This is a genomic window from Pseudomonas sp. HY7a-MNA-CIBAN-0227 (assembly GCF_040310325.1).
Lineage (GTDB): Bacteria > Pseudomonadota > Gammaproteobacteria > Pseudomonadales > Pseudomonadaceae > Aquipseudomonas.
Genome location: NZ_JBEOPT010000001.1, coordinates 391,989 through 407,802 on the forward strand (window position 1 = coordinate 391,989; position 15,814 = coordinate 407,802).

Below are 15,814 nucleotides of genomic sequence, written 5' to 3' on the forward strand. Positions count from 1 at the left end.
GGATTGTGTGGGAGCAGGGCTCCCGCACTGGATCTATATTGCCGTGTAAATGCTGCCCGGCTTAATGGTCACGCACCGCCAGCCGTGCAACCTTTTGCAGCGTATTGATCATCGGACGTGGTGGAACATTTCCAGCCGGTAGTGGCACCGCGGGTCAAGGTGATGGTCTTGCCCAGGACTGGCGCGGGAGCATTGATAATTTCACAGGCCATCGAGCCGGCGCCCGTGGCGACGTCACCCGTTACGGTGATCGTGCAATTGGCCGTCGGGCTGGTGCCGCCGATCAATGCCAAGGTCGGAGCAGCCCCCTGGTTGAGGGTGTCCTCAAAGCCTGCTTTCAATGCGGAAATTTCCGCCAGGCCCGCCGTGAACTTGGCCTTGGCCTGGTGCTTGGTATAAATGGGCAGCCCGATAGTGGCCAAGATGCCGATGATCGCCACGACGATCAACAACTCGATCAAGGTAAAGCCTTTCTGACGCATCACACTCACTCTCCAGAATAAGACGGGGCTCACGCCCCCATAGCAAAGCACATCCTGTGCCCTGTCCTCAGCAACCGCGCCAGTGTACTCACCCGCGTCCGGCCAATCGCGCACAAGACGCACAATCTGACATTTTTTCAGTTACCGCCTTCCTGCCGGACACACACTGGTGACTAAGCTGTAGATCTTCACCTGTCCGAGTGAGGTAGTGCGAAATGAATGATGTATCCGTGATCTACGCTTGGGAAGGCACCCACCAGAACGGCCGCAAGGTGTCCGGCGAAACCAGTGGCCACAATCGCGCCCTGATCAAGGCGCAGCTGCGCCGGCAAGGAATCCGCCCCGGTAGGGTATGGAAAAGGTCCCGCATTCTTGCGAACATCCGACACCCCATCAGCCCCGCCGACATCGCCCTGTTCACCCGCCAACTGGCGACTCTGTTGAAAGCAGGCATTCCAATGTTGCAGGCCTTCGACATCATCTGCGAAGGCTTCGACAATCGGCATATGCGCTCGCTGGTGCATGGACTGAAGCAAGAGATCGCCGCTGGCAGCAGCCTGGCCGTCGCCCTTTTTAAAAAACCGCAGTATTTCGACGAGCTGTACTGCAACCTGATCGCAGCAGGTGAACAGGCTGGCGCCCTGGAAACCCTTCTGGAGCGCGTGGCAATCCATCTGGAAAAAAGCCAACAACTCAAGGCCAGGATCAAGAAGGCAATGACCTACCCGCTGGCAGTGCTGGTTGTCGCCACTGTCGTCAGCGCCATCCTGTTGATCCATGTCGTGCCGCAGTTCCAGGGGCTTTTTGCCGGGGTTGATGCACAGTTGCCGGCTTTTACCTTGATGGTCATTGCGATGTCCGAATTCATGCAACAAGCCTGGTGGATGCTCGTACTGGCCTTGGGTACCAGTGTTTTCGGCCTGCGCCACATCCATCGCCGATCACCCGGCTTTCGCCACTGGCTGGATGCCAGTTTGTTGAAAATCCCACTGACAGGCACACTGCTGAAAAAGTCGGCCGTCGCCCGCTATGCCCGTACGCTCTCCACCACTTTCGCGGCCGGGGTACCGCTGGCGCAGGCATTGGATTCGGTGGCAGGGACCGCCGGCAACGGACTATTCAGACAGGCAATCAATCGTATGCGCCAGGATGTATCAACAGGGATGCAGTTGAACCAGACCATGGCTTGCAGTGGCCTATTTGCGGGCATGGCTATTCAGATGACCGCCATCGGTGAGGAGTCGGGCACCCTGGACAGCATGCTGGAAAAAGTTGCCAACCATTACGAAGCGGACGTCGACAATATGGTGGACAGCCTCACCAGCCTCATGGAGCCGCTGATAATGGTAGTGCTCGGCGGCATTGTCGGGGCGCTGGTGGTGGCCATGTACCTGCCAATCTTCCAACTCGGCGCGGCGTTTTGAGCATGCCACTGAACGAAGTGCTGACCGATCAGCCATGGGTGTTCGTATGGATCGCGCTGGTGCTTGGCCTGATCATCGGAAGTTTCCTCAACGTGCTGGTGTGGCGCCTGCCAAAGATGCTGGAGCGGGAATGGCGGGGGCAGGCCCATGAAGTACTGGGCCTGCCCCCGGAGCCAAGCGGCCCAACCTACAACCTGCTGCACCCCAACTCCTGTTGCCCGCACTGCTCGCGGCCAATTCGCCCCTGGGAAAACATTCCACTGCTCAGTTACCTGCTGCTCAGAGGCCGCTGCGCGGGGTGCCATAACCCCATTAGTGCACGCTACCCCCTCGTCGAGTTGGCATGCGGGCTAATCTCGGCGTTCATTGCCTGGCATTACGGCTTCGGTTGGCAGGCCGGTGGGGTATTGCTGTTGAGCTGGGGCCTGATTGCGATGACCTTGATCGATGCTGATCATCAATTGTTGCCAGATGTGCTGGTATTGCCCCTGCTCTGGCTCGGGTTGATCGTCAATCAGTTTGGCCTGCTTGTGTCGCCGCCTGACGCGCTATGGGGCGCGGTTGCTGGCTACATGAGCCTGTGGTCGGTGTTCTGGCTGTTCAAACTGATCACCGGCAAGGACGGCATGGGCCATGGCGATTTCAAGCTGCTGGCCATGCTCGGCGCCTGGGGCGGCTGGCAAATCCTGCCGATGACGCTGTTGCTCGCCTCGTTGGTCGGGGCGATAACGGGCCTGATCCTGCTACGGCTACGTAACGCCCAGACGTCGACACCTATGCCTTTTGGTCCTTATCTGGCCATTGCCGGCTGGATTGCATTGCTCTGGGGTGGTCAAATAACCGACTTCTATTTGCAGTCTGTCGGTTTCAGATGACCACTCCTGTTGCAACACCCTGGATTCTTGGCCTCACTGGCGGCATCGGCAGTGGCAAAAGCGCGGCGGCCCAGCACTTTGTCGACCTTGGCGTGGACCTGATTGACGCCGACCACGCTGCCCGCTGGGTGGTCGAACCCGGAAGGCCGGCACTGGCGAGTATTGCCGAGCATTTTGGCGCTGATGTTCTGCTGCCCGATGGCCAATTGGACCGCGCAGCCCTGCGCAAGCGGATCTTCGAAGTCCCCGAAGAACGCCGCTGGCTGGAAGCTTTGCTGCATCCGCTGATTGACGAAGAGATTCGCAGCCATTTGGCGCGAGCCCAATCGCCTTATGCGATCCTAGTGTCGCCGCTGCTGATCGAATCCGGTCAGTACACCATGACTCAGCGAGTCCTGGTGATCGACGTGCCGCAATCGCTACAGATTCAGCGTACCCTTCAGCGCGACGGCATCAGCGAAGAACAGGTGCAGGCGATTCTCAAGGCCCAGGCCACTCGGGAAGACCGCTTGCGCCATGCCGACGATGTGCTGGTCAATGACCAAGACCTGGCCTGGCTGCACAGCGAGGTCGAGCGACTGCACCACTTTTACCTTACTTTGCGTGGAGGCCGATCATGAGCCAACCCTTGACAGTCGAATGCCCAACCTGCGGCGCGCCCGTGGAATGGAAAGAGACCAACACCAACCGGCCGTTCTGCTCGGACCGCTGCAAACTGATCGACCTGGGTGCCTGGGCGTCGGAAGAACACAAGATTGCGCTCAGCCCGGACGCCGAGGACGAGCTGTTCTCTGAAGACCTTCAACCAAAACACTAAGGCCGCATAAAGCCGTAATCCTGCTGATCGTCGAGGTTCTCCGCGAGAAATTGCAACTCGTCGGCCAGGTCCTCGACGCTGCGCACGCCCTTGCTCTGCTGCACCACCGCACTGAGCAGGGCGCGCAGGCTCAAACCCGGATCAAAACCGATTTCCTGTGCCGCATCCTGGCTTCTGCGTAACTCCTGCCGTGCCCACTCGTACACACTCATGATCGTGCTCCTGGAAGTTTCGCAGAGCATGAGACCACTTGCCTGCCCAGGATTTGACCTGGATCAAGACCGCGAATCGTCGTCCTTCCAGGGCGCCGAGAGGTACCGTGTGCGGTTGAAGGTTTCCAGCCATTCTGGGCGAAACACCACCAGCGCACTGATTACCATGCCGTTGATAAAGGCTTCGGGGAAAATGATCAGCCACAGGTAACCGACGAAATCCTCCAGCCATTCAGGCATCGCAAAGCGCCCGTCAAACCACAACAGCCCCAACCCTACCAACAGACACAGCAATGCCGACAGAGCCGCCGCAAAAAAGCCGGAACAGAAGATGTACACAAATGGATTGCGCGGCCGGGCTCGCTCCACCAGCAACGCGCAGGCTTCGGTGACCAACACCGGCAACAGGACCAGCAACATGCCGTTGACCCCGACCGCCGCCAAGTCTTGGCGGCCGAGCAGCACCAGGCCGACTTGCGCGATCAGCCCCGCGACGATTGCCAGGGGCCAGTCGAGCAACAGGGTCACGGCGGTCATGCCGATAAAGTGGTAAGACACGCCAGTGTCGAAATCCCGCCGTACCAGCCACAACATGAATAGCGCGAACATCGTGCCAAACAGCAGGTGCTGACGTCGCCGGTCAGCAAACAGCTCGACCCAGGGCGCACGCAGGACCGCCCACATCACCACCGGGGCGTACAGCAGCCAGCCGATGATAAGGGTTTCTGGCGCAAGCACGGCTGCGCTGATCACGGCTTCACCTGCTCCAGGGCTTGGCGCAGTTCGCAGGCAGAGCTGTATTCGTGTCGCGCCACCAGCTTGCCGTTGTCCAGTTGCAGCCACAGCACTTTATCCACAGGCGCCGGATAACGGGGAACGATCCGCGCGTCGCGATCGAGCATGACGCGGTAGTTGTAAGCCTGCATCGCCGGAACCGCGAACAACTTGGCGACCAGCCTGGGCATACGCTGAATGTCGGCAACAAACACCACATGCCGCGCCTCCAGATAGCCTTGGGGCCGGCCTTGCAGCGCCGTATCTACCCGTTTGGCGGCGTCCATACTGCGCGCCACCAGCAAGATTTTCGCTTGGTTATCGAGGGTGTAGGCCACGTCGAATTGATCGAGCAGGGTCCAGGGCGCCACTTGTTCGCCCACTTCGACGGCCTGGGCCCAAAGGGGAAAAAGGCTCAAGAACACCACGACAAAAAACTTCACCACATACTCCTCATGCCAGGGATAGCCATCAAGTGGCCAGTCTACACCGACCTTTTGACGCGGGACTTCCTGCGGTCATCATTTGAACGCTAAGCTTTAGCCATGGATGACTCAGATTATTTGCGCCTGCTCACCATAGCGGCCGAACAAGCCAACGCGTTCCTGTCCAATGCCCGCAAATGGGAGCGTGAGCGTTGGGTCTGCCAGCGCCTGCTGCAAGGCTTGAACGTGCCCTACCGTGCCGAAGAGTTTCATGCCGCCGGGCAAGAGCCCCCAGACGTGCTGTTTCGCGACGCCAGTTTTGAAGTGTTTTTTGTCCTCGACGAGGGCCGGCGCCTCAATGACGAATGGCGCGACGAGCTGTTGCGCCGGCGCAGCGCATTCTCCCTGAGCCAATTGGTGCGGCGCGAGGCCAAGCCCAAACGTATTCCCGCCCATGAGTTCCTGCTGCGCCTGGCACCGACCCTGCGCAAGAAAGCCCATAACTACAAGGAGCGCGGGATGGACCTGGGGGAGCTGGATATCATCGCCTTCGCCAGCCTCAAGCGTGAGGTGCTGGACCTCAACAGCCACTTCCCCCCACCCACCGAATACCTGCGCCAGGGTTGGCGTTCCTTGTCATTGGTGGGGCCAACGTTTGCCAGGGTGCTGTTCGCCCACCCCGAGGCCCCGGATTTCTTGCGCAACAACCTGGGGCGCAGCATAGTGTTTGATGTCGGCATCAGCCTGTGAATCGATCAACGACTATGCTGCTGGCAATGCCGCCAATCGCACGGCTGTAATGTGGCTCCCTTTTGCAACGTCTACCTGACGAGGCCCTTATGACCAGCCGCTTGAACCCCGACGACCAACAACATGTCGAAGAGTACCTGCAACTGTCCCAGAACCAGGTCGAGCGCAAGCCTTTCCGGCCGTGGCTGCTCCTTGGTGTGGTCCTGGTGATAGTGATCGGGCTGGGTCTGCTGAGCCGCCTTTTGAGTTACCTGACGCTATGAGCTGCCTGGCGCTCGCTCGGGTAACTGCACCGATTTCTTTTAGCCTTGCGAGATATCCCCATGACCCATCGTATTATTATCGTCGGCGGCGGCGCCGGCGGCCTGGAGTTGGCTACCCACCTGGGTAAGACTTTGGGCAAGCGCGGCACAGCCAGCATCACGCTGGTGGACGCCAACCTCACCCACATCTGGAAACCATTACTGCACGAGGTGGCAGCGGGCTCGCTGAATTCTTCGGAAGATGAACTCAACTATGTCGCCCAGGCAAAATGGAACCACTTCGAGTTCCAGCTGGGGCGCATGAGTGGGCTTGATCGCGAGCAGAAAAAAATCCAACTGGCCGCCACCCTCGACGAACAAGGCCTGGAATTGGTGCCCGCCCGTGAGCTGAGCTATGACAGCCTGGTCATCGCCGTCGGCAGCACGACCAATGACTTCGGCACCGCGGGCGCAGCGCAACACTGCCTGTTCCTCGACACCCGCAAACAGGCCGAGCGCTTCCATCAGCAACTGCTCAATCACTATTTGCGCGCCCACGCCGGGCAGACCGATGCAGTGGAACAGATCAGCGTGGCTATCGTCGGCGCCGGCGCGACCGGTGTTGAACTGGCTGCCGAGTTACATAACGCCGCCCACGAACTGGCAGCCTATGGCCTGGGCCGGATCAAACCGGAAAACATGCACATCACCCTGATCGAAGCCGGGCCACGGGTGTTGCCTGCCCTGCCAGAGCGCATTGGCGGGCCGGTGCATAAAACCCTGGAGAAACTCGGGGTTACGGTGCTGACCAATGCAGCAGTCAGTGAAGTGACCGCCGACAGCCTGATCACCAGCAGCGGCCAGGTAATTCCTGCCAGCCTGAAGGTCTGGGCTGCTGGGATTCGCGCACCAGGTTTTCTCAAGGACATTGCCGGGCTGGAAACCAACCGCATCAACCAACTGCAGGTCTTGCCGACCCTGCAAACCACCCGTGACGAAAACATCTTCGCCTTCGGTGATTGCGCGGCCTGCCCACAACCGGGCACCGACCACAACGTGCCACCACGGGCGCAGGCGGCTCACCAGCAGGCGTCGTTGCTGGCAAAATCGCTGAAATTGCGCATTGAAGGCAAGGCGTTGCCCACCTACAAGTACACCGACTATGGATCGCTGATCTCGTTGTCGCGTTTTTCAGCGGTGGGTAACTTGATGGGCAACCTGACCGGCAGCGTGATGCTGGAAGGCTGGTTGGCGCGGATGTTTTATGTGTCGCTGTATCGCATGCACCAGATGGCGCTGTATGGCTTCTTCCGCACAATGATGTTGATGCTGGGCAGCAAGATTGGGCGCGGTACGGAGCCGAGGCTCAAGTTGCACTAACAGCGCAGTTTGATGTGGAGTGCCCGGCTTCTGTGGGAGCCGGGCTTGCCTTATTGCCGGTGAGTTAAGGGAATGGAGCGCCTAACATTACTCCGTGGTGAGCGGGCTTGCCCGCCAAAGGGTATTCGCCAGCTGCCCTACCGCTATCGCAGGCAAAAAAAATCCCCGTATCTTTCGATACGAGGATTTTTAATATGGTCGGGGTAAGGGGATTCGAACTCCTGACATCCTGCTCCCAAAGCAGGCGCGCTACCGGACTGCGCTATACCCCGGTAAAAAAAGGCGACCTTTACAAGTCGCCTTCTACGATCAGTGCTTTTGGCCTCTGATCTTAAGATTCGATTCCAGCGTTAACTGGGTTCAAAAATGGTGGGTCGTGTGGGATTCGAACCTACGACCAATTGGTTAAAAGCCAACTGCTCTACCAACTGAGCTAACGACCCAAATATGGTCGGGGTAAGGGGATTCGAACTCCTGACATCCTGCTCCCAAAGCAGGCGCGCTACCGGACTGCGCTATACCCCGGCTTGAAATTGGCTCCGTGACCAGGACTCGAACCTGGGACCCAATGATTAACAGTCATTTGCTCTACCAACTGAGCTATCACGGAACTACATATTTCAAAGTGAAACTTTGCTGCTTACTACCTTCTCTTCGACCCGATTGCATCGCTGCGTTCGTGCCTCCGAGGCGCGCTATTCTACAATCTTAAAAACCCCTGTCAACCCTTTAAATTGCTTTTAAGACAATGATTTGCGACTTGTTTCAGATTTCTCCTTGGGGAGAAGAAACCGTTGGGCTGACATACTGCGGGGCGCACTTTACAAGCCTTTGCCTTACAGTTCAACGCCCTATCGAAAAAAAAGGCCCCGCAGTGCGGGGCCTCTTCTTATAGCCATGCAGTCCGGGCTTAGTGAAAGACGATTTCGTCGTGTTCCACAGTTGCCGTGACGCTGGTACCAGGCATAAAGCTGCCCGACAAGATCAACTGCGCCAACGGGTTCTCGATCCAGCGCTGGATCGCACGCTTCAACGGCCGTGCGCCATACACCGGGTCATAGCCCACAGCGATCAGTTTGTCCAACGCCTCGCCACTCAGGTCCAGCGCCAACTCGCGCTCCGCCAGACGACTGCGCAGGCGACCCAACTGGATCTCGGCGATACCGGCAATCTGATCTCGGGCCAATGGCTCGAAGATCACCACTTCATCGATCCGGTTAATGAACTCCGGCCGGAAGTGCGTCGATACCGCATCCATCACTGCTGCGCGCTGCGCTTCGCGATCGCCCACCAGCTCCTGAATCTGCGCCGAGCCCAGGTTGGAGGTCATCACGATCACCGTATTGCGAAAATCCACGGTACGTCCGTGGCTGTCCGTCAGACGGCCGTCTTCCAGCACTTGCAGCAACACGTTGAACACATCCGGATGGGCCTTCTCGACCTCGTCCAGGAGGATCACCGAGTAAGGCTTACGCCGTACCGCTTCGGTCAGGTAACCGCCTTCTTCGTATCCCACGTAGCCTGGTGGTGCCCCGATCAGGCGAGCCACAGAATGTTTCTCCATGAACTCGGACATATCGATCCGCACCATGGCCTCTTCAGTATCAAAGAGAAACTCGGCCAAAGCCTTGCACAGTTCGGTTTTACCCACACCGGTCGGGCCAAGGAACATGAACGAGCCGCTCGGACGGTCCGGGTCGGACAACCCGGCTCGGGAACGCCGTACCGCGTTGGACACCGCGACCACCGCCTCTTCCTGGCCGATGACACGCTGGTGCAACAGGCTTTCCATTTTCATCAATTTGTCGCGCTCGCCTTCGAGCATTTTCGACACAGGAATACCCGTCCACTTGGAGACGACTTCGGCAATTTCTTCCTCGGTCACCTTGCTGCGCAGCAACTGGTTCTCGCTTTTGCCGTGCTGGTCGACCATTTGCAGGCTGCGTTCCAGGTCAGGAATCACCCCGTACTGCAACTCGGCCATGCGATTCAGATCGCCCTTGCGGCGGGCGGATTCCAGTTCCTGGCGGGACTGCTCGATCTTTTGCTGAATCTGAGCAGACCCCTGGACTTCGGCTTTTTCCGCGGCCCAGATCTCTTCGAGATCCGAATACTCACGCTCCAGACGGGCAATTTCTTCCTGGAGTTTTTCCAGGCGCTTGATCGCCGCCTCATCCTTTTCTTTTTTCAGGGCCTGGGATTCAACCTTAAGTTGAATCAGGCGCCGCTCCAGGCGATCCAGCACTTCCGGCTTGGAGTCGATTTCCATGCGAATGCGGCTGGCCGCTTCGTCGATCAGGTCAATGGCCTTGTCGGGCAACTGACGATCGGTGATGTAGCGATGGCTCAATTTGGCCGCCGCGATGATCGCGCCGTCAGTGATCGCCACCCTGTGGTGAACCTCATAACGCTCTTTCAGGCCCCGCAGGATTGCGATGGTGTCCTCTTCGCTCGGCTCTTCCACCAAAACTTTCTGGAAGCGGCGCTCAAGCGCGGCATCCTTTTCAATGTACTGACGGTATTCGTTGAGCGTGGTAGCGCCGACGCAATGCAACTCGCCCCGTGCCAAGGCGGGCTTGAGCATGTTGCCAGCATCCATGGCGCCTTCGCCTTTACCGGCGCCGACCATGGTGTGCAGTTCGTCGATAAATAGAATGATCTGCCCTTCCTGCTTCGTCAGCTCGTTAAGCAGAGATTTCAAACGCTCTTCGAACTCGCCACGAAACTTGGCGCCAGCAATCAGCGAGCCCATGTCCAGGGACAACAGGCGCTTGCCCTTCAGGCCATCAGGCACTTCACCATTGATGATGCGCTGGGCCAGCCCTTCGGCAATGGCGGTTTTACCCACGCCAGGTTCACCGATCAGCACCGGATTGTTCTTGGTGCGACGCTGCAGGACCTGGATGGTGCGGCGAATTTCGTCGTCACGGCCAATCACTGGATCGAGCTTGCCTTCTTCAGCGAGCTTGGTCAGGTCGACGGTGTATTTATCCAGGGCTTGGCGGGACTCCTCATGATTAGGGTCATTCACCGCCTCGCCACCGCGCAGGTTGTTGATGGCATTTTCCAGGGCCTTCTTGCTCACGCCCTGGCCCAGCAACAATTTGCCGAGTTTGCTGTTCTCGTCCATGGCGGCAAGCAACACCAGCTCGCTGGAGATGAACTGGTCGCCCTTCTGCTGGGCCAGGCGATCTGCCTGGTTGAGCAGGCGCGCCAAATCCTGGGACATATTCACGTCGCCGGTAGGATTTTGGATTTTTGGCAGTTGGTCGAGCTCTTTGCTCAACTCTTTGCGTAGGCTGTTGATGTCAAAGCCTACCTGCATCAGCAACGGCTTGATGGAGCCGCCTTGCTGCTCCAGAAGCGCCTGCATCAAGTGCGCAGGCTCGATGGCAGGATGATCAAGGCCAACCGCCAGGGATTGAGAGTCCGATAATGCCAACTGCAATTTGCTGGTTAAACGATCAATACGCATTAGTCACCTTCCTTTTGAGCAGGCCGGAGCTATAAACACATCCTGAATGAAGAAACCTGCCAGACACCCCTATAGATGCGGTCGATTCTGGAAGATTCAAGCTGCCCGGGATTGATGTAGATCAGAAGAGTCTAGCGTTCGAGCCAGACAAGGGAGGCAAACCGACCGGTGCGAGGGCTGCGCCGGTAAGAATAGAAGCGAGGGTCAGTCACGGTGCAAAAACCACCACCGTATACCGCGGTAATGCCGCGTGCGGCCAAGCGCAGGCGAGCTAACTGGTAGATGTCGGCCATGAACTTGCCCGGATTTTGGCTGGGAACGAAAGCTTCAGCCGTTATAGGCAATTGCTGCATGAAGGCTTCGCGCACTTGCGGGCCGACCTCAAAAGCTTGTGGACCAATGGCCGGCCCCAACCAGACCAGTACTTCGGCAGGAGCAACCTCCAGGCTTTCGAAGGCCGCTTCCAGTACACCAGCCGCCAAGCCACGCCAACCGGCATGAGCTGCGGCGACACGAGTACCGGCGCGATTGCAAAACAAGGCAGGCAAACAATCAGCCGTCATCGCAGTGCAGGCGATGCCGGGGGTGCTGGTCCAACTGCCATCGGCCTCGGCAATACGGCCAGGATCGGCTTCGACCACAGTCACACCGTGGACTTGGCGCAACCAGGCCGGCTGAATAGAGAAGACATCAGTCAAGCGTCGACGATTTTCGCTGACAGCCTCGGGGCTGTCTTCGACATGATCGCCAAGGTTGAGGCTGTCAAACGGCGCCAGACTGACGCCGCCAGAACGAGTGGTGACACAGGCTTTCACCCCGGCCGGCGCGGGCCAGTCAGGAATCAGCCAGTCACTCATCCGATAAACGCCTCACGATCCTGCTTGAGCAGCGACAACAACCAGACAAAGTCGTCCGGAAGTGGCGATTCCCAGCTCATCCGCTTACCGCTCGTCGGATGATCCAGCTCCAGGAAGCGTGCATGCAGCGCCTGACGCGGGAAGGTTTTCAGGGATTCAATCATGGTCGCACTGGCCGCCGGCGGAATACGGAAGCGGCCGCCATAGGCCGGATCCCCGACCAACGGGAAGTTGATGTGGGCCATGTGCACCCGAATCTGGTGAGTACGACCGGTTTCCAGCTTGACCCGCACATGAGTGTGGGAACGGAAACGCTCCAGCACGCGATAATGGCTGACGGCCTGCTTGCCGCCCTCCATCACCGCCATGCGCTGGCGCTGCTGGCCGTGGCGACCGATAGGGGCGTTGATCTTGCCACCTGCCGTTACCACACCGATCACAATGCATTCATAGATCCGGCTAACGCTGCGGCTCTGCAATTGTATAACCAGCCGCGTCTGCGCCTGAATGGTCTTGGCCACCACCATAAGACCGGTGGTGTCCTTGTCCAGTCGATGCACGATGCCGCAGCGCGGGACATTGATGATGTCCGGCACATGGTGCAACAAAGCATTGAGCAGGGTGCCATCAGCGTGCCCGGCAGCCGGGTGAACCACCAGGCCCGCGGGTTTGTTGATCACCAGGATGTCGTCGTCTTCATAGACGATGTCCAGTTCAATGTCCTGGGCGATCCATTCTCCCTGGGCTTCCTGCTCGGCAGTCAGCTCAAGAATCGCACCGCCATGGACTATGTCTCGCGGGCGGATAACCGCTCCATCCACAGTCAGGCGGCCGTCTTTGATCCAGGCGGAAAGGCGCGAGCGCGAGTGCTCAGCGAATAATTGTGCGGCGACTTGATCGAGGCGTTGGCCGCCCAATTCGGACGGCACCTCTGCGCTAAGTTCAATTTTATCGGACATGCTCAGACTAGGCGTGGCACAGCCTTTGGTTTCGGCTGCGCGCTTGTGGTTAAATACGGCGTCTTTTGCCCCGAGGCTTTCAACGGGGCGCTCATCATAACAGGACGGCCCCGCCCAAGACAGCGGCCGTCATAGGGACGCAAGCCGCCATGCAAGTGAAACACCTGCTGCTGATCGCCATCCTCGCCATGACTGCTGCTTGCTCGTCAACAAAGGACGTCGTCGACGAAAACCTCAGCGAAGTCGAGCTGTACCAGCAAGCTCAGGCCGACCTGGACAACAACAGTTACACCAGCGCCACGGCCAAGCTCAAGGCACTGGAGTCGCGGTATCCGTTCGGCCGCTACGCCGACCAGGCCCAGCTCGAACTGATCTACGCCAACTACAAGAACGCCGAGCCGGAAGCTGCTAAGTCCGCCGCCGAGCGTTTTATCCGCCTGCACCCGCAGCATCCAAACGTGGATTACGCCTACTACCTCAAGGGCCTGACCTCGTTTGACCAGGACGTTGGCCTGCTGGCGCGCTTCCTGCCGCTGGACATGACCAAGCGTGACCCAGGTGCCGCGCGCGACTCCTACAACGAGTTCGCCCAGCTGACCAGCCGCTACCCCAACAGCCGCTACGCGCCGGACGCCAAGCAGCGCATGATCTACCTGCGCAACCTGCTGGCTTCCTACGAGATCCACGTGGCCCACTACTACCTGACCCGCCAGGCTTATGTAGCTGCCGCTAACCGTGGTCGCTATGTAGTGGAGAATTTCCAGGAAACCCCATCCGTGGGTGATGGCCTGGCAGTGATGACCGAGGCTTACCAGCGCCTGCACCTGGACGCCCTGGCGACCACTAGCTTGGAAACCTTGAAGCTCAACTACCCGGACCACCCAAGCCTGACAGACGGTCAGTTCGTGCCGCAAGTGGCTGAAGCTGACAACCGTTCGTGGTTGAGCAAGTACACCTTGGGCCTGATCGAATCCCGCCCACCGCTGCCGCCGGGCGAAACCCGCGCCAACCAGGACGTGATCAAGCAGTACCAGGATGCCAAGGATTCTATTCCTTCGGACTTGAAGCCTCATGACGAGAACGGAGACGTGATCGAAGAAGAGACCCCTGAAGCCCTGGGCAATAACGAAGACCGCTCGTGGTTCAGCTACATGACGCTTGGCGTATTTGACTAACGGTCGATGCGATGCCAAAAGGAGCCCCCAGGGGCTCCTTTTTTATGGCGCGACTTTATTCCCCTGTGCGCCGGTCACGTCCTTGGCTAAACTGCCGCATTCCTTGTCGAGAAGCTACTGACCATGGTTCGTTTACTGTTCTGGATTGCTCTGATTGCTGCCGCGGTATGGTTATGGCGCAAGTTCAAGCGCCCCGTGCCGACGCAACAACGGCCCCACGAGCAAGGTGCGGCGCCCATGGTCCGTTGCGCTCACTGTGGCGTGCATTTGCCGCAAGATCACGCCCTAAGCTCGCGTCAGGAGTGGTATTGCACTCAGGGGCATCTGGAGCAGGGGCCGAAGTCTATCGGGCGTTGATTCAGCCGCAATAATCCAGGAGCAGGCTTGCACGCTCCTGGATTGCGTCTAGATCCGCCCTGTCGGTGCATACGGCGCGGGGTCAATGATCGGCTCGCACTCCAGCAACAAATCGACAAACAACTGACAGGATGCCGGCGCCAGCACCAGCCCATTACGGTAATGCCCGCAATTTAGCCAAAGCCCATCAAACCCTGGCACCTTGCCAATATAGGGAATGCCTTCCGGCGACCCTGGCCGCAATCCGGCCCAATGCCCCACGACCTCAGCATCCGCCAGCGCCGGTATCAGCTCCACAGCTGAGGCTTTCAGGCTCTGCAGCGCCTTGTCAGTCGTTGTTTTATTGAAGCCGTCATGCTCCAGGGTGCTACCAATCAGAATATGCCCATCTCGCCGCGGGATCGCATAGCGACGCTTGGCTAGTACCATGCACGGCAAGAAGTCTGACGCGCACTTGTACAGAATCATCTGCCCCTTGATCGGCTCCACGGGCAACTCCAGCCCCAGGCTACCCAGCAACTCGCCACTCCAGGCACCGGCGGCGAGTACCACGTGGTCACCCCGAAACTCACTAAGCGCCGTGTTCACACCAACAATTTTGCCACCCTCACAAATAAATCCCTCCACCGCGCAGTGCTCATGCACGGTGACACCAGGCAACGCCAGCAGGGCAGCCTTGAGGGACTTTACCAATCGTGGGTTACGCACGTTGGCCACGCCCGCCATGTAGATAGCTTGTGAGAACCCTGGACCCAACACCGGTACAGCATCACGGACAGCCGAAATATCTACCTTGCTCAGTGGTCGTCCTTCACGGGCCGCCCAAGCCAGGGCCTCAGCCTCATCGCCCAGATCCAACCAATACAAGCCAGTGGTATGAACCTCAGGGTCCACTCCGGTGGCTGCAAAAAGACGCTCGGCCAACTGAGGATAAAAATCCTGAGACCAATGCGCCAGGGCGGTCACTGCAGGACTGTAGCGCCACGGGTAAAGCGGCGAAACAATGCCACCACCCGCCCAGGAAGCCTCCTGCCCCACCGCCGAACGGTCCAGCAGCACCACCGCCTGTCCCTGGGTTGCCAGGTTGAACGCCGTCAACAGGCCGATAACGCCACCACCGACCACCACTACTTGCTGTTGCTTAGCCATCTTCGATCCAGCCGATAAAAAGAAAAGAGTGCACCTGGCACCCCACGCCCATCTACCTCATCGCCCCCAGCACTCTTTACGAGTCATGTCGGGCGCAGCACCCGGATTGCTCCGCGCGCCGGTACTGATCAAGCTGAAGTCACCACAGGAGTCGCCCATCATCACCGAACCGGCGAGGGGCGTGGCCATCAAGCTGAAATCCTGCGGGTTCAACGTCACCGTGATTTTATAGCGATCATTACCGGCGCTGACGCCGCTGGCGTCAATAAAAATGCCATTTCTCACGTAATAACGCTCGAGATGTTGGGCTTGCTCGGTGAGCAGACCGACAATTTCCGTGCGATAGACCTTTTTCAGGTGAGCGGTATAACCGGGATAGGCAATGCCGGCCAGGATGGCGATGATCGCAACAGCGATCAGTAACTCGATCAGTGTAAAACCTTTGATATCTCTGCTCATCG

The 15,814-nt window shown here is 58.6% G+C and carries 18 protein-coding genes and 4 tRNA genes; 9 read left to right on the top strand and 13 right to left on the bottom strand.

Features of this window, described 5'->3' with window-relative positions; translation table 11 throughout:
• Positions 1-68: 68 nt before the first annotated feature.
• A complete protein-coding gene (locus tag AAEZ06_RS01775; RefSeq protein ID WP_149411057.1) occupies positions 69-482 on the bottom strand; it encodes a pilin in 414 nt (137 codons plus the stop codon).
• Between the two features lie 215 nt (positions 483-697).
• Here AAEZ06_RS01775 and AAEZ06_RS01780 point away from each other — a divergent pair, with 215 nt between their 5' ends.
• From AAEZ06_RS01780 to yacG, 4 genes are read left to right on the top strand one after another with little or no spacing between them, the layout of a single operon-like run.
• Positions 698-1,906, top strand: coding sequence for a type II secretion system F family protein (locus tag AAEZ06_RS01780; protein ID WP_350612621.1), 1,209 nt, complete (start codon positions 698-700; stop codon positions 1,904-1,906).
• A 2-nt stretch (positions 1,907-1,908) separates the two neighbouring features.
• The gene (locus AAEZ06_RS01785; RefSeq protein WP_149410820.1) at positions 1,909-2,781 is read left to right on the top strand and encodes a prepilin peptidase; all 873 of its coding nucleotides are present in this window, start codon (positions 1,909-1,911) and stop codon (positions 2,779-2,781) included.
• Positions 2,778-3,401 (top strand): dephospho-CoA kinase, encoded by a 624-nt coding sequence (coaE, locus tag AAEZ06_RS01790; protein WP_133099958.1) that lies wholly within the window; start codon positions 2,778-2,780, stop codon positions 3,399-3,401. Before AAEZ06_RS01785 ends, coaE begins: the two co-directional genes overlap by 4 nt.
• Positions 3,398-3,598 (top strand): DNA gyrase inhibitor YacG, encoded by a 201-nt coding sequence (gene yacG, locus AAEZ06_RS01795; RefSeq protein ID WP_149410819.1) that lies wholly within the window; start codon positions 3,398-3,400, stop codon positions 3,596-3,598. The genes coaE and yacG overlap by 4 nt, the downstream gene beginning before the upstream one ends.
• Here yacG and AAEZ06_RS01800 read toward each other — a convergent pair.
• The 3 genes from AAEZ06_RS01800 to AAEZ06_RS01810 form a co-directional block, all read right to left on the bottom strand.
• A complete protein-coding gene (locus AAEZ06_RS01800) occupies positions 3,595-3,810 on the bottom strand; it encodes a hypothetical protein (protein WP_149410818.1) in 216 nt (71 codons plus the stop codon). The two genes, yacG and AAEZ06_RS01800, sit on opposite strands and share 4 nt — an antisense overlap.
• 63 nt (positions 3,811-3,873) lie before the next feature.
• Positions 3,874-4,563, bottom strand: a complete 690-nt coding sequence (locus tag AAEZ06_RS01805) for an energy-coupling factor ABC transporter permease (RefSeq protein WP_133099960.1) — start codon at positions 4,561-4,563, stop codon at positions 3,874-3,876.
• Positions 4,560-5,027: an FAD/FMN-containing dehydrogenase gene (locus tag AAEZ06_RS01810; RefSeq protein WP_149410817.1), complete on the bottom strand. Its 468-nt coding sequence runs from the start codon at positions 5,025-5,027 to the stop codon at positions 4,560-4,562. Before AAEZ06_RS01810 ends, AAEZ06_RS01805 begins: the two co-directional genes overlap by 4 nt.
• Positions 5,028-5,129: 102 nt before the next feature.
• Here AAEZ06_RS01810 and AAEZ06_RS01815 point away from each other — a divergent pair, with 102 nt between their 5' ends.
• The 3 genes from AAEZ06_RS01815 (at position 5,130) to AAEZ06_RS01825 (ending at position 7,381) form a co-directional block, all read left to right on the top strand.
• Positions 5,130-5,759: a DUF1780 domain-containing protein gene (locus AAEZ06_RS01815; protein ID WP_149410816.1), complete on the top strand. Its 630-nt coding sequence runs from the start codon at positions 5,130-5,132 to the stop codon at positions 5,757-5,759.
• A gap of 89 nt (positions 5,760-5,848) precedes the next feature.
• Complete coding sequence (locus AAEZ06_RS01820; protein ID WP_149410815.1) at positions 5,849-6,022, top strand: DUF3094 family protein; 174 nt, start codon at positions 5,849-5,851, stop codon at positions 6,020-6,022.
• A gap of 60 nt (positions 6,023-6,082) precedes the next feature.
• A complete protein-coding gene (locus AAEZ06_RS01825) occupies positions 6,083-7,381 on the top strand; it encodes an NAD(P)/FAD-dependent oxidoreductase (RefSeq protein ID WP_350612626.1) in 1,299 nt (432 codons plus the stop codon).
• Positions 7,382-7,576: 195 nt separating this feature from the next.
• On the opposite strand, the gene AAEZ06_RS01830 is transcribed toward AAEZ06_RS01825, so the two are convergent.
• From AAEZ06_RS01830 to rluD, 7 genes are all read right to left on the bottom strand, one after another.
• Positions 7,577-7,653: transfer RNA gene (locus AAEZ06_RS01830), tRNA-Pro, on the bottom strand.
• Between the two features lie 95 nt (positions 7,654-7,748).
• A tRNA-Lys gene (locus tag AAEZ06_RS01835) sits at positions 7,749-7,824 on the bottom strand.
• 5 nt (positions 7,825-7,829) lie between these two features.
• Positions 7,830-7,906, bottom strand: a tRNA-Pro gene (locus tag AAEZ06_RS01840).
• A gap of 9 nt (positions 7,907-7,915) precedes the next feature.
• A tRNA-Asn gene (locus tag AAEZ06_RS01845) sits at positions 7,916-7,991 on the bottom strand.
• Positions 7,992-8,291: 300 nt separating this feature from the next.
• Entirely contained in the window at positions 8,292-10,856 is a 2,565-nt protein-coding gene (clpB, locus tag AAEZ06_RS01850; protein WP_149410813.1) for an ATP-dependent chaperone ClpB, read from the bottom strand.
• Positions 10,857-10,987: 131 nt separating this feature from the next.
• Positions 10,988-11,713, bottom strand: coding sequence for a peptidoglycan editing factor PgeF (gene pgeF, locus AAEZ06_RS01855; protein WP_149410812.1), 726 nt, complete (start codon positions 11,711-11,713; stop codon positions 10,988-10,990).
• Positions 11,710-12,672, bottom strand: a complete 963-nt coding sequence (gene rluD, locus AAEZ06_RS01860) for a 23S rRNA pseudouridine(1911/1915/1917) synthase RluD (protein WP_149410811.1) — start codon at positions 12,670-12,672, stop codon at positions 11,710-11,712. The genes pgeF and rluD overlap by 4 nt, the downstream gene beginning before the upstream one ends.
• A gap of 149 nt (positions 12,673-12,821) precedes the next feature.
• Here rluD and AAEZ06_RS01865 point away from each other — a divergent pair, with 149 nt between their 5' ends.
• On the top strand, positions 12,822-13,847 hold the full coding sequence (locus AAEZ06_RS01865; RefSeq protein WP_149410810.1) for an outer membrane protein assembly factor BamD: 1,026 nt from the start codon (positions 12,822-12,824) through the stop codon (positions 13,845-13,847).
• A 123-nt stretch (positions 13,848-13,970) separates the two neighbouring features.
• Complete coding sequence (locus AAEZ06_RS01870; RefSeq protein ID WP_133099969.1) at positions 13,971-14,204, top strand: PP0621 family protein; 234 nt, start codon at positions 13,971-13,973, stop codon at positions 14,202-14,204.
• A 48-nt stretch (positions 14,205-14,252) separates the two neighbouring features.
• On the opposite strand, the gene thiO is transcribed toward AAEZ06_RS01870, so the two are convergent.
• Together thiO and AAEZ06_RS01880 are read right to left on the bottom strand one after the other, a co-directional pair.
• Complete coding sequence (gene thiO / locus AAEZ06_RS01875) at positions 14,253-15,353, bottom strand: glycine oxidase ThiO (protein WP_149410809.1); 1,101 nt, start codon at positions 15,351-15,353, stop codon at positions 14,253-14,255.
• Positions 15,354-15,410: 57 nt separating this feature from the next.
• Positions 15,411-15,812, bottom strand: coding sequence for a type IV pilin protein (locus tag AAEZ06_RS01880; RefSeq protein WP_149410808.1), 402 nt, complete (start codon positions 15,810-15,812; stop codon positions 15,411-15,413).
• Positions 15,813-15,814: the final 2 nt, after the last annotated feature.

What these genes read in the sequence shown, in the direction of transcription:
- AAEZ06_RS01775 (WP_149411057.1), bottom strand. Translation starts at nt 482, where the DNA reads ATGCGTCAGAAAGGCTTTACCTTGATCGAGTTGTTGATCGTCGTGGCG.
- AAEZ06_RS01780 (WP_350612621.1), top strand. Translation starts at nt 698, where the DNA reads ATGAATGATGTATCCGTGATCTACGCTTGGGAAGGCACCCACCAGAAC.
- AAEZ06_RS01785 (WP_149410820.1), top strand. Translation starts at nt 1,909, where the DNA reads ATGCCACTGAACGAAGTGCTGACCGATCAGCCATGGGTGTTCGTATGG.
- coaE (WP_133099958.1), top strand. Translation starts at nt 2,778, where the DNA reads ATGACCACTCCTGTTGCAACACCCTGGATTCTTGGCCTCACTGGCGGC.
- yacG (WP_149410819.1), top strand. Translation starts at nt 3,398, where the DNA reads ATGAGCCAACCCTTGACAGTCGAATGCCCAACCTGCGGCGCGCCCGTG.
- AAEZ06_RS01800 (WP_149410818.1), bottom strand. Translation starts at nt 3,810, where the DNA reads ATGAGTGTGTACGAGTGGGCACGGCAGGAGTTACGCAGAAGCCAGGAT.
- AAEZ06_RS01815 (WP_149410816.1), top strand. Translation starts at nt 5,130, where the DNA reads ATGGATGACTCAGATTATTTGCGCCTGCTCACCATAGCGGCCGAACAA.
- AAEZ06_RS01820 (WP_149410815.1), top strand. Translation starts at nt 5,849, where the DNA reads ATGACCAGCCGCTTGAACCCCGACGACCAACAACATGTCGAAGAGTAC.
- AAEZ06_RS01825 (WP_350612626.1), top strand. Translation starts at nt 6,083, where the DNA reads ATGACCCATCGTATTATTATCGTCGGCGGCGGCGCCGGCGGCCTGGAG.
- clpB (WP_149410813.1), bottom strand. Translation starts at nt 10,856, where the DNA reads ATGCGTATTGATCGTTTAACCAGCAAATTGCAGTTGGCATTATCGGAC.
- pgeF (WP_149410812.1), bottom strand. Translation starts at nt 11,713, where the DNA reads ATGAGTGACTGGCTGATTCCTGACTGGCCCGCGCCGGCCGGGGTGAAA.
- rluD (WP_149410811.1), bottom strand. Translation starts at nt 12,672, where the DNA reads ATGTCCGATAAAATTGAACTTAGCGCAGAGGTGCCGTCCGAATTGGGC.
- AAEZ06_RS01865 (WP_149410810.1), top strand. Translation starts at nt 12,822, where the DNA reads ATGCAAGTGAAACACCTGCTGCTGATCGCCATCCTCGCCATGACTGCT.
- AAEZ06_RS01870 (WP_133099969.1), top strand. Translation starts at nt 13,971, where the DNA reads ATGGTTCGTTTACTGTTCTGGATTGCTCTGATTGCTGCCGCGGTATGG.
- thiO (WP_149410809.1), bottom strand. Translation starts at nt 15,353, where the DNA reads ATGGCTAAGCAACAGCAAGTAGTGGTGGTCGGTGGTGGCGTTATCGGC.
- AAEZ06_RS01880 (WP_149410808.1), bottom strand. Translation starts at nt 15,812, where the DNA reads ATGAGCAGAGATATCAAAGGTTTTACACTGATCGAGTTACTGATCGCT.